The organism is Vibrio sp. YT-17, from assembly GCF_033337375.1.
In the GTDB taxonomy this organism is placed as follows: domain Bacteria; phylum Pseudomonadota; class Gammaproteobacteria; order Enterobacterales; family Vibrionaceae; genus Vibrio; species Vibrio alginolyticus.
Genome location: NZ_JAWOQP010000026.1, coordinates 23707 through 36244, shown reverse-complemented (window position 1 = coordinate 36244; position 12538 = coordinate 23707). Strand labels below are relative to the sequence as shown.

Sequence of the window (12538 nt, the reverse complement as noted above, 5' to 3'; positions counted from 1 at the left end):
CATAGTATGAATGCGAGCCTGCCGAAACTCGACGACCTTGACCGCGCAATATTAAAAACACTAATGGCTGACGCCAGAACGCCCTACGCAGAAATGGCAAAGCAGTTCGATGTCAGCCCTGCCACTATCCATGTGCGTATCGAGAAGATGAAGTCGGCTGACATCATCGAAGGAACGGAGGTGATCATCAATACTAAAAAGCTTGGCTACGATGTGTGCTGCTTTATTGGTATTAACCTCAATGCAGCTCGTGATTACCACTCCGCGTTAGAAAAACTCAACGCGCTCGACGAAGTCGTTGAAGCTTACTACACCACGGGCGCGTATAACATATTCGTCAAATTGATGTGCAAATCGATTGAAGAGCTGCAATTTGTACTGATCGACAAGCTGCAAGCCATTGATGAGGTTCAGTCCACGGAGACATTGATATCGTTGCAGAACCCGATCAACCGAAACGTAAATCCGTAAAATTTTTTATAAAAACTGTACAAAAAAGGCCAACCGAACGGTTGGCCTTGATGTTTTTTGCTCAATTTACGCCGCAATACCCGAATGGCGCAACAGTGCATCGATTTGTGGCTCGCGGCCACGGAAGCGCTTAAACAGCTCCATTGGCTCTTCACTGCCCCCCATTTCTAGGATGTTGTTCAGGAAGCTTAGACCCGTCTCTTTGTTGAAGATGCCTTCTTCTTCAAAGCGAGAATACGCGTCTGACGACAGCACTTCAGCCCACAGGTAGCTGTAGTAACCCGCACTGTAGCCACCAGCAAAAATATGGCCGAAGCTGTGTGAGAAACGCGCCCACTCAACCGCAGGAACTACCGCGACTTTCTCTTTCACTTTCGCCAGAGTTTCCAGTACACGCGCACCCACTTCAGGGTCATATTCGGTGTGAAGCGTGAAGTCGAACAAGCCGAATTCTAGCTGACGCAAAATACCCATCGCAGATTGGAAGTTTTTCGCTGCGAGCATTTTGTCTAGCATCGCTTTAGGTAGCGGCTCACCTGTCTCATAGTGACCAGAAATGAACGCCAGCGCATCCTCTTCCCAACACCAGTTTTCTAGGAACTGACTTGGTAGCTCAACCGCATCCCAAGGCACGCCATTAATACCTGAAACAGCACCTGTATCAACTTGCGTCAACATGTGGTGGATTCCATGACCAAACTCATGGAATAGCGTCACGACTTCATCGTGCGTGAACAGTGCTGGTTTGTCGCCCACTGGACGGTTGAAGTTACACGTTAGATACGCAACCGGCGTTTGCAGCTCGCCAGATAGCGTAACGCGACGACCACGACAATCATCCATCCACGCGCCGCCACGTTTGTGTTCACGAGCGTAGAGATCTAGGTAGAAACTGCCACGGAGTGTGCCTTCAGCATCAAAGATATCGAAAAAGCGCACGGACTCATGCCAAGTGTCTACGCCTTCGCGCTCAGTAACGGTCATGCCAAACACGCGGTTTAGCACTTCAAACAGACCGCTCACGACTTTTGACTCTGGGAAGTATGGGCGCAGTTCTTCATCCGAAATTTGGAACAGGTGCTGCTTTTGTTTCTCGCTGTAGTAAGCGATATCCCAAACGTTCAGCTCTTCAACACCAAACTCACTTTTCGCAAACTGACGTAACTCTTCGACTTCACGTTCACCTTGCGGTTTCGCTCGTGTCGCTAGGTCATTCAGGAAGCCCAGCACTTGATCCGGCGTTTCAGCCATCTTTGTTGCTAACGACTTTTCACTGTAAGTATTGAAACCTAGCATACGTGAAATTTCATGGCGCAGTTTTAGCTGCTCAGTAATGATTTCTGAGTTATCCCATTTGCCTGCGTTTGGACCTCGATCAGAAGCGCGCGTCACGTACGCTTCGTACACTTCTTTACGCAACTCTTGGTTATCGCAGTACGTCATGACAGGTAGGTAAGATGGGATATCTAGCGTAATTAGGTAACCATCTAACTCTTTTGCTTCTGCGGCAGCTTTCGCTGCTGCCAGCGCCGATTCTGGCATACCTGCTAGGTCTTTCTCGTCTGTGATGTGCTCGGTCCAACCCATGGTGGCATCCAGCACATTGTTAGAGAATTTAGAGCTCAGCTCAGACATACGTTTGCTGATCTCGCCGTAACGGTGCTGCTCATCGGATGGCAAACCAATGCCTGATAACTCGAAATCACGCAGTGCATCAGTGATGGTTTTCTGCTGGGCACGAGTTAACGTTGCAAATTCTTCGCTCGCTTTGATGGTTTTGTACGCTTCGTACAACCCTTTGTGCTGACCAACCCAAGTGCCGTACTCTGACAAAATTGGTAGGCAACTTTCGTAAGCTTCACGTAGCTCTTCGCTGTTCACTACCGAGTTCATGTGACCCACTGGCGACCAGATGCGGCTTAAGCGATCATCCGCTTCTTCAATTGGCGCAATCACACTGTCCCAAGTTGGGTGAGCGTTGTCTTGTAGAACTTCATCGATTTTTGCTCGGCAGTCAGCAATCGCTTGCTCAACGGCAGGCTTGATGTGTTCTGGTTTAATTTGAGAAAACGGAGGTAGGTCCGTAAACGTCAGAAGAGGATTAGACATGAATAATTCCTTTTGTGTTTTGACTCTGTGATTGCCTGTCTATTTTGTGTAGATAGGCCAACTCAATGTACAGACGAGCCAGCAACATGGATTGGGGGAGCTCCGTTCCCTTTCTCTATGCCGCGATGACCATCTTATAGTCAACCAGCGCTACTCTGTCCTTGAGTCTTGTTATACCTAAATGAGATTTCACACCCTTTTGAGTGCGAGAAACTTACCTAGTTCAATTCGATTACCAATAGTAAGTGTGGGTGACTTAAAGAAATTTCAATAGCGTCCCCTTATCAGAGGAACAGATTTGATTGGAAGTTCTACATCTTTAAGTTACTTGAGTATAATACCGCCATAGAGTGAAAATCACAGACCACACTCAGCCAAAGAGTGTTTCGAGAGTTTAATTTGTTAAGTTACCGCCACAGCTTCCACGCTGGCAACCATGCCGACGTGGTCAAACACATCGTTCAAAGCCTCATTCTTGATGCGCTGAAACAAAAAGATAAGCCATTCGTTTATCACGATACCCACTCGGGTGTAGGCCGTTACGATCTGACTCACGAATGGTCTGAAAAAACGGGCGAATACAAACAAGGCATCGCACGTATTTGGGATAACCCAAGCATTCCTGAAGACATCAAAAGCTACATCGATGCCATTAAAGTGCTCAACAACGGCGAGAAGCTGCGTTACTACCCAGGCTCACCACGTGTGGCGCGCGCGCAAATCCGCCCACAAGATCGCATGGTGCTGACCGAGTTGCACCCGGCCGATCACCCATTGTTAGAGCAAGAATTCCATCGTGATCGCCAAGTGAGCATCTTCAAAGAAGACGGATTCCAACGCCTCAAAGCAAGCCTACCGCCACAAGAGCGTCGTGGTTTGGTGCTGATTGACCCACCATACGAACTCGCGAAAGAGTACCGCGATGTGGTACGAGCGATTCATCAGAGCCATAAACGTTGGGCAACCGGTATCTACGCGATTTGGTACCCAGTGGTAAACCGTCACGACATCGAAGATATGATCGAAGGCTTGGAAGCACTGGGCATTCGTAAAATTCTGCAAATCGAGTTAGGTGTTGCACCAGATACCAACGAGCGCGGCATGACGGCATCCGGCATGATTGTGATTAACCCGCCATGGAAACTGGAAAGCCAGATGAAAGAGATTCTGCCATTCCTGCAAGACGCGATCGCACCAGCAACTGGCCACTGGAAAGTGGACTGGATTGTGCCAGAGTAAGCACTTCAGTACCGATATCTTCAAGCGCAACGATATTCTCGTTGCGCTTTTTTATGCTCTCACCTTCTCCCTCCAGTCGTGCTTATTCTTCTTTTTGTGCCTCTCATCGCTATTTGTCATAAGTATTGTCGCTTTTTCCCATTTAGGAATTAGTCGAATTCGATTTATGATAGTGGGATAACGGTGGCATTGAGTTCGGACAAGGTCATCCCAATCTATCTATGTACCAGATAAAATTTATAAGCTCTTGGAGAAAGTAATGGCGACTCATTTTGACTATATCTGTATCGGTGGCGGCAGTGGCGGCATCGCATCTGCAAACCGTGCGGCGATGTACGGCGCGAAAGTTGCGCTAATCGAAGCTCAAGACCTTGGCGGTACCTGTGTCAACGTAGGTTGTGTACCGAAAAAAGTGATGTGGCATGGCGCGCAAATCGCAGAAGCAATGAACCTGTACGCAGAAGATTACGGTTTTGATGTCGACGTGAAAGGTTTCGACTGGAGCAAACTGGTTGAGAGCCGTCAGGCATACATCGGTCGTATTCACCAATCTTACGATCGCGTTCTTGGCAACAACAAAGTAAACGTGATTAAAGGCTTTGCTAAGTTTGTTGACGAAAAAACTGTCGAAGTAAACGGTGAACACTACACAGCAGATCACATCCTGATCGCGGTTGGTGGTCGTCCTACTATTCCAAACATTCCAGGCGCTGAATACGGCATCGATTCAAACGGCTTCTTCGACCTAGCAGAGCAACCAAAACGCGTTGCGGTTGTGGGTGCTGGCTACATCGCAGTTGAAATTGCTGGCGTACTGCACGCGCTAGGTACAGAAACGCACCTGTTCGTACGTAAAGAGTCACCACTGCGTAGCTTCGATCCAATGATCATCGATACGTTGGTTGAAGTGATGGACGCAGAAGGTCCAAAACTGCACACCCACTCTGTACCAAAAGAAGTGGTAAAAGAAGCCGATGGCAGCCTAACTCTGCACCTAGAAAACGGTGAAAGCCAAAACGTTGACCAACTGATTTGGGCAATCGGTCGTCACCCAGCGACAGACGCAATCAACCTAGCGTCAACCGGCGTGGCAACGAACGAAAAAGGCTACATCAAGGTAGACGAATACCAAGAAACTAACGTGAAAGGCATCTACTGTGTGGGTGACATCATGGAAGGCGGTATCGAACTAACACCAGTAGCAGTGAAAGCGGGTCGTCAACTTTCTGAGCGTTTGTTCAACAACAAACCAAACGCGAAGATGGACTACGATTTAGTACCAACTGTGGTATTTAGCCACCCACCAATCGGCACTATCGGTCTAACAACGCAAGAAGCAGAAGAGAAGTACGGCAAAGACAACATCAAAGTCTACACATCTGGCTTTACTGCGATGTACACCGCTGTTACTAAGCACCGTCAACCATGTAAGATGAAGCTTGTATGTGCGGGCGAAGAAGAAACGGTTGTTGGCCTACACGGCATCGGTTTCACGGTAGATGAAATGATCCAAGGCTTCGGCGTAGCAATGAAGATGGGCGCAACCAAAGCAGACTTCGACTCTGTTGTGGCTATCCACCCAACGGGCTCTGAAGAGTTCGTAACGATGCGTTAATTACGCGCTAATCGCATTGCTGATTTCAGCGAATCATTTGAAAAGGTCACCTTAGGGTGACCTTTTTTTGTTAGCCCATGCTTAACTCGCGTTCTCCAATAACGTGCGAATAAACTCGGCTTTGATAGCACTCTCCTGCTTACCGTCATGAATCAGACACAAGTCTGCACGCAGTGACTCTTTCAGCTTGATAAAACGAATCCCATGCCAATGATGCTGAGAAAACGTCGACGGCACCAACGTCACGGTATTGCTGTTTGCCACATACGCCATCAAGGTGCTTGGCTCCACCACTTGTTTGCCAATATGGGGTGAAAAGCCTTCTTGCAGACAGGCATTAATGATGAAGTTTGCCGAGGCAGAATTCGCCAAACTCATAAACGCAAACTCACACGTCTTTAAATCTTGGAGTCGCAGCAAAGATTTGCTGGCTAACTCATGTTGCTCCGACACCGCCACCACAAACACATCTTTGCCCAAAGACACCGACTGATACGGATAAATGTTGAGTGCATCGGCAAAACGCACAATGCCCACATCGATTTTCTTCTCGCTCAGGTGCTTCTTTTGCGTCTCTGGGTTAAGGTCAAAAATGTCGGCGTGATAAGTGTCATGCTCAGCATGGAAGCGCTGTAACAGACGATCAAATCCGCCCCAAAATGCGCTACTTACCACACCAACTCGCAAGATGTTTCTCTGGTTCAAACCCACTTGCTGCACTTGATTGAGCGAGACATCTAAGGTCTGAAAAATCAGTTGGCATTTGGACTCCAACAATCGCCCGGCCTCCGTTAGCATGACGTTTCTTGAATCACGCTCAAACAGTTTGACGTTAAGCACCTCTTCCAACTCTTTGATGCGATTGCTCAACGGCGAATTGGTGATATTAAGGTTCTCGGCGGCCTTAGTGAAATGCTTGGTTTGTGCGACCTCGTAAAAGTAACGCAGCATCTTCAGCGTCACGCGCTCAAATGGTTCTGACTTCATGCATTGAGTCCTAGCGAATTTCATCATCCTCTTTTTAAGGATGATAGTAGCGAATAAAGCAAAGATAACCAGCGCAGAAAGTCACACAATGGAATCAACACACAACCAGAAGGTGACTAACATGAATCACGATCCAGTAATCGGCGCGCTACAAACCATTCACGAACGCAAACCAAACTTCCAACCTAAAGCGGCGTTTATTTTAGGCTCTGGCTTAGGCGTATTGGCAGACGAGCTACAAGACAAAGTGGTCATTCCATACGAAGAGCTCGAAGGCTTTCCGGTTAGCACCGTGCAAGGCCACTCTGGTGAGTTGGTACTTGGCACCATGGGCGGCGTAGACGTCGTGTGCATGAAAGGTCGCGGTCACTACTACGAACACGGCTCAATGAAGGTCATGACCACGCCCGTACGCACCTTTAAAAAGCTGGGCTGTGAGTTTCTGCTCGTCACCAACGCGGCAGGCTCACTTCGCCCTGAACGCATCGACGTCGGTTCTCTGGTGGTATTTCATGACCACATCAATACCATGCCTGAATCGCCAATGATCGGTCCGAATGATGAAGAGTACGGCCCGAGGTTCTTCAGCCTCGCCAATGCGTACGACAAAGACCTGCGCGCAGAAGCGTTTGAAGTCGGCAAAGCCAATGGCATTCACCTGAATGAAGGTGTGTTTGTCTCTTACACAGGCCCCAACTTTGAGACCGCAGCCGAAATCCGCATGATGCAGATCATCGGTGGTGATGTAGTGGGCATGTCGGTCGTGCCAGAAGTGATTTCTGCGGCGCATTGCGGCTTACCCGTATTGGCAGTGTGTGCGATCACCAACATGGCAGAAGGTTTGGGTGATGTAGAACTGTCTCACGCCCAAACATTGAAGTGCGCGAAGCTAGCCGAAGCCGATTTCATTCGCTTTATTAAGCGCTTTATGAAGCATCACTTCTAAAGCTGTTTCATTCCCAAAAGCAAAAGGGTCATCAAGTAACTTGATGACCCTTTTTTGTGTCACGTTTTCTAACGTTCGGGGGTATTTCGGAGCCGTTTGTGCGTTTTACTTAACTGCACGAACCAATTCAGCAATGCCTTCCCAATCGCCGTTGTCCATCATTGCGGTTGGCACCATCCAAGTACCGCCACAAGCTACAACCGATTTCAGCGCTAGGTAATCTTCCACGTTGGATGGGCTTACGCCACCTGTTGGCATGAATTCCACTGGGTAAACCGCCGTCAGTGCTTTCAGCATGTTTACGCCGCCTGATGGCTCAGCAGGGAAGAACTTCAACGTACGCAAACCCATTTCCATCGCTTGCTCAACCAAGCTTGGGTTGTTTACACCCGGTACGATAGTCACACCACGTTGCTGACAGTATTTCACTGTGGTTGGGTTGAAGCCTGGGCTAACGATAAAGTCCACGCCCGCTTCGATTGCGATATCCACTTGTTCTGTGGTCAGAACGGTGCCCGCGCCAATCAACAGCTCTGGGTACGATTCACGCATGATGCGAATCGACTCCGCCGCAGCTTCGGTGCGGAATGTCACTTCCGCACATGGTAAACCGTTCTCTACCAACACTTTTGCCAGTGGCAGAGCGTGTGCTACGTCGTTGATTGCGATAACTGGGACGATTTTGATTTCTCTTAATCGTTGTTCAAGTGTTGTCATGGGGAACCTCTAAAGAATAAAGCTTAATGTTGCGACGATAATAAACGCGATACCGCCAAGTAACGTTTCCATTACCGTCCAAGTTTTTAATGTGGTTTTCTCATCCATCTCAAGCAAACGAGATACCAACCAGAAACCAGAGTCATTGAAGTGAGACAGTACCGTTGCACCACCCGCAATCGCGATTACGATAAAGCAAAGGTCGAGTTCACTCAAACCTGTTGATGCAGCCACAACTGGCGCGATAAGAGCTGCCGTAGTGGTTAGCGCTACCGTTGCCGAGCCTTGAGCAACACGCAGACAGGTTGAAATAACAAACGCCGCCACAATCACAGGCATACCTGTATCTGTAAGAACGTCAGCCAGTGCATCACCGATACCACTTGAACGCAGTACGCCGCCAAACATGCCACCTGCACCCGTTACTAGGATAACACCACAGATAGGAGCCAATGACTCACCACATAATTTTTCTAGTTTTGCCATGCCGTAGTCTTTGGCAAACACAGCCAGACAGACAATCAAAGTGATCAGCAACGCAACTGGGGTTTTACCTAGCATGCGTAGGAACTCAACCAGTGCCGTTTTGCCATCAATCAAACCTGCAACCGCCAGTGTGTTCAATACCGTATCCAAACAGATTAGCAGGACTGGCAGCACAAGGATGGTCATAACCGTGCCAAATTTTGGTGCGTTGCGCTCATCCACCATCGCTTCGCCATTAAAGAAGGCTTTAGATAGTGGGATATCGAATTTTTTGCCCGCGTACAAACCAAATAGGTAAGCGCCAAGGTACCAAGTTGGAATAGCAACCAAAATACCCACCACCAATAGCAGACCGATGTTTGCGCCAAGGAATTCTGCCGCTGCAACCGGACCTGGGTGTGGTGGAACAAACGCGTGCATAACCGCAAAAGCACCGGCTGCTGGCAACGCGTATTTAATTGGTGAGCCACCAAAACGAGCCGCCACACTTAGGATGATTGGCATCATCACTACAAGGCCAGCATCGAAGAAGATTGGGAAGCCAAACAGTAATGAAGCGACGCCCAAAGCAAATGGTGCGCGCTCTTTACCAAAGCGACCAATCAAAGTGTCTGCCAGCACTTTCGCACCGCCAGTCACTTCAAGAATTTTACCGATCATCGCACCAAGACCAACCAGCAATGCCACGGAAGCCAGTGTGCCGCCGAAGCCGCCCATCATGGTCGATACGACTTTCTCAGAAGGAACGCCAGTGGCGATTGCTGTGCCTAAACTCACCATAGTAAGGGAAGCAAAAGCATGGACTTTCAGTTTAATGATCAGAACGAGTAACGCTGCAATGGCAAGGCCTGCAATCGTCAGTAGGAACGTAGGATCTGGGGCTTGGGTTAATTGCTCCATAGGTTCACCTTTAAGAATTATTGTTTGTGTTATGGTTCACATTTATTTCAGTTACCGGTAACATGTTACCGATAACATGAATAAGATAAACCCATATTTTAAAGTGAATTCAAAAATTGAGATCACGCGCAAATTTGGTTATGAGGATAAGTTATGGCTGGTAGTAGTGTCATCGTTATGGGCGTTTGTGCTAGTGGTAAAAGCACAATTGGTGAGCATCTAGCGAAAAAGCTAGGGCGTAAATTCATTGATGGTGATGATCTTCATCCACGAGCGAACATTCAGAAAATGGCATCGGGCCAGCCTCTGAACGATGATGATCGCAAGCCATGGCTAGAACGCATTCGTGATGCGGCGTACAGCCTAGAAAGCAAAAACGAACACGGCATTATTGTCTGTTCAGCACTGAAAAAGATTTACCGCGATCAGATCCGCGAAGGCAACGACAACGTGACCTTCCTGTTCCTTGATGGCGATATGGAGTTGATCCTTAATCGCATGCGTATGCGCAAAGGCCACTTCATGAAAGAAAACATGGTGAAGAGCCAATTCGAGACGCTAGAGCGCCCAGACAACGAGCCTCAAACTCTGATCATCAGTATCGACGGAGACATCAGCGACGTGGTGGAACGCTCTGCCGCTGAGCTAATCAAAATGCAAGCGATCGAGGTGGCGTAATGACTCACTCTGTTGTTCTTGAGGTCACACAACGTTTGACCGAGCGCAGCCGTGAAGCGCGCGCTGCCTTTCTTACTCGCACCGAAGTGCAAGCCGAAGCGGGCAAAGGCCGCGTTGGTTTATCTTGTGGTAACTTAGCCCATGCAGTCGCCGCTTCTTGCTCTTCTGAAAAGAAAAATATTCTCGATTTTACTCATGCCAATGTCGCGCTGATCAGCGCCTACAACGACATGTTGAGCGCCCACCAGCCGTACCAAGATTACCCAGTGCAAATCAAACAAGTGCTGGCGGACTACGGCCATACGGCGCAAGTCGCAGGTTGTGTGCCAGCGATGTGCGATGGGGTGACTCAAGGTCAAGCAGGCATGGATATGTCGCTGTTTTCACGTGACTTAATTGCGCAATCAACGGCGTTGTCTTTGAGTCACAATGTCTTTGATGCCACATTACTGCTTGGTATCTGTGACAAAATCGCCCCGGGGCAACTGATGGGCGCGCTGTCTTACGCGCATCTACCGACTGCGTTTGTACCAGCGGGTCTGATGGCAACAGGCATCAGCAATGAAGAGAAAGTCGACGTGCGCCAAAAATACGCAGCGGGTGAAGTCGGCAAAGACGCTCTGCTGGATATGGAGTGTCGCGCTTACCACTCTGCGGGGACGTGTACGTTTTACGGCACAGCCAACACCAACCAGTTGGTGTTCGAAGCCATGGGCTTGATGCTGCCAGGTTCGGCATTCATCCATCCCCATACCCAACTGCGTAAAGCGTTAACCGATCACGCGGCTCTGAAAATCGCCTCAATGACGGCGGGTTCTGCACACTTCCGTCCGTTGGCAGAAGTGGTCACAGAAAAGAGCTTGGTCAACGGCATCATCGCTCTACTCGCATCTGGCGGCAGTACCAATCACACCATTCATATGATCGCCGTGGCGCGTGCTGCTGGCATCTTGCTCACGTGGCAAGACATCAGCGATCTGTCGGATGTGGTTCCTTTGTTAGCTCGCGTTTACCCGAACGGCCCAGCCGATATGAACGCGTTCCAAGACGCGGGGGGCGTGCCCGCGTTATTGCACCGCTTGAACCAATCCGAGCTTTTGCATCGCGATGTGAAACCCGTGTTTGGTGAATTTGAAGACCAAATGACGCTGCCGAGCCTTGTCGATGGCCAACTGACTTGGAGGCCGTGCCAAGGCAGCCAAGACGGTGACGTGATCGCCAAACCAGACGCCACTTTCCAAAACACCGGCGGCACTCGCGTACTTCACGGTAACTTGGGCAAAGCCGTGGTGAAAGTGTCTGCGGTGAAAGAAGAGCAACGCGTGATTGTGGCACCAGCGATCGTATTCCAATGCCAACACGAAGTGGAAGCCGCTTACAAACGTGGCGAGCTGAACAAAGACTGCATCGTTGTGGTCACACACAACGGCCCAGCGGCAAACGGCATGCCTGAACTGCATAAACTGATGCCAATCCTCGGCAACGTGCAGAAAGCGGGCTTTAAAGTGGCGCTAGTTACTGACGGTCGTTTATCTGGCGCATCCGGTAAAATTCCGTCTGCGATTCATGTTTCTCCAGAAGCCATTCGTGGTGGCTCGATTGGTTTGGTGCGCAACGGCGATTTGATTCGTCTGGATTGCCAAACGGGCGAACTGAACAACTTAAGCGACACCACTGGTCGCGAGTTGATTCATTTCGATACCGAATCGACCCAACAAACTTGGGGACGAGGCTTGTTTAGCGTGATCCGCCAAAACGTATCGAGTGCAGAAGAAGGCGCAAGCTTTATTGTTTAAGGCGAGAAGAAAGACCTCGTCATTCCGACGAGACTAAGCAAGATCAGGAATCTACTATCAACGTGCTGTGAAGTCAGAGAAAACACCTCTGCCACAGCACTTTTTGTTGGTAGATTCTGAATCACACTCGTCCCTCGCTTTTCAGAATGACGAGCTTTAGGATTGGCCTCTATTCTTTCTAAAAACGAATGAATCCGTCACTCCGACGAGCCTAGGCGAGATCAGGAATCTAATATCAACGTGCTGTGAAGCCAGAGAAAATCCCCTCTGCTACAGCACTTTTTGTTGGTAGATTCTGAATCACGCTCGTCCCTCGCTGTTCAGAATGACGAGCTTTGAGATTGGCCACCGCTCTTTCTAAAAACGAATGAATCCGTCATTCCGACGAGCCTAGGCGAGCTCAGGAATCTACTATCAACGTGCTGTGAAGCCAGAGAAAACTCCTCTGCCACAGCACTTTTTGTTGGTAGATTCTGAATCACGCTCGTCCCTCGCTGTTCAGAATGACGAGCTTTGGGATTAGCCTCAGTTCTTTCTAAAAAACGAATGAATCCGTCATTCCGACGAGCCTAAGCGAGATCAGGAATCTACTAT

The 12538-nt window shown here is 49.1% G+C and carries 10 protein-coding genes; 6 read left to right on the top strand and 4 right to left on the bottom strand.

Translation table 11 applies throughout. The features are described 5' to 3' along the window. Window positions 1–6 precede the first annotated feature (6 nt). Entirely contained in the window at window positions 7–471 is a 465-nt protein-coding gene (gene asnC, locus R7F67_RS20295) for a transcriptional regulator AsnC (RefSeq protein ID WP_005389595.1), read from the top strand. A 66-nt stretch (window positions 472–537) separates the two neighbouring features. On the opposite strand, the gene prlC is transcribed toward asnC, so the two are convergent. Continuing rightward, window positions 538–2580 (bottom strand): oligopeptidase A, encoded by a 2043-nt coding sequence (gene prlC / locus R7F67_RS20290; protein WP_318057322.1) that lies wholly within the window; start codon window positions 2578–2580, stop codon window positions 538–540. A 399-nt stretch (window positions 2581–2979) separates the two neighbouring features. Here prlC and R7F67_RS20285 point away from each other — a divergent pair, with 399 nt between their 5' ends. Both R7F67_RS20285 and gorA read left to right on the top strand, forming a co-directional pair. Then, a complete protein-coding gene (locus R7F67_RS20285) occupies window positions 2980–3819 on the top strand; it encodes a 23S rRNA (adenine(2030)-N(6))-methyltransferase RlmJ (RefSeq protein ID WP_005379158.1) in 840 nt (279 codons plus the stop codon). 259 nt (window positions 3820–4078) lie between these two features. After that, window positions 4079–5434, top strand: coding sequence for a glutathione-disulfide reductase (gene gorA, locus R7F67_RS20280; RefSeq protein ID WP_005379157.1), 1356 nt, complete (start codon window positions 4079–4081; stop codon window positions 5432–5434). A gap of 81 nt (window positions 5435–5515) precedes the next feature. On the opposite strand, the gene R7F67_RS20275 is transcribed toward gorA, so the two are convergent. Continuing rightward, window positions 5516–6421 carry a LysR family transcriptional regulator gene (locus tag R7F67_RS20275; RefSeq protein WP_005379156.1) on the bottom strand — a complete coding sequence of 302 codons (906 nt, stop codon included), beginning with the start codon at window positions 6419–6421 and terminating at the stop codon, window positions 5516–5518. A 121-nt stretch (window positions 6422–6542) separates the two neighbouring features. On the opposite strand from R7F67_RS20275, the gene xapA reads away from it, so the two are divergent. Beyond that, a complete protein-coding gene (gene xapA / locus R7F67_RS20270; protein ID WP_169644349.1) occupies window positions 6543–7367 on the top strand; it encodes a xanthosine phosphorylase in 825 nt (274 codons plus the stop codon). Between the two features lie 105 nt (window positions 7368–7472). Here the strand turns inward: xapA and R7F67_RS20265 are convergent, their stop codons facing one another. Both R7F67_RS20265 and R7F67_RS20260 read right to left on the bottom strand, forming a co-directional pair. Continuing rightward, entirely contained in the window at window positions 7473–8084 is a 612-nt protein-coding gene (locus R7F67_RS20265; protein WP_053307267.1) for a bifunctional 4-hydroxy-2-oxoglutarate aldolase/2-dehydro-3-deoxy-phosphogluconate aldolase, read from the bottom strand. 9 nt (window positions 8085–8093) lie between these two features. After that, window positions 8094–9470, bottom strand: a complete 1377-nt coding sequence (locus R7F67_RS20260) for a GntP family permease (RefSeq protein ID WP_005478622.1) — start codon at window positions 9468–9470, stop codon at window positions 8094–8096. 153 nt (window positions 9471–9623) lie between these two features. Between R7F67_RS20260 and R7F67_RS20255 the strand changes: the two genes are divergently transcribed. Both R7F67_RS20255 and edd read left to right on the top strand, forming a co-directional pair. Then, entirely contained in the window at window positions 9624–10148 is a 525-nt protein-coding gene (locus R7F67_RS20255) for a gluconokinase (RefSeq protein WP_005478642.1), read from the top strand. Next, on the top strand, window positions 10148–11944 hold the full coding sequence (gene edd / locus R7F67_RS20250; RefSeq protein WP_115385639.1) for a phosphogluconate dehydratase: 1797 nt from the start codon (window positions 10148–10150) through the stop codon (window positions 11942–11944). The genes R7F67_RS20255 and edd overlap by 1 nt, the downstream gene beginning before the upstream one ends. The last annotated feature ends 594 nt before the right edge of the window (window positions 11945–12538 follow it).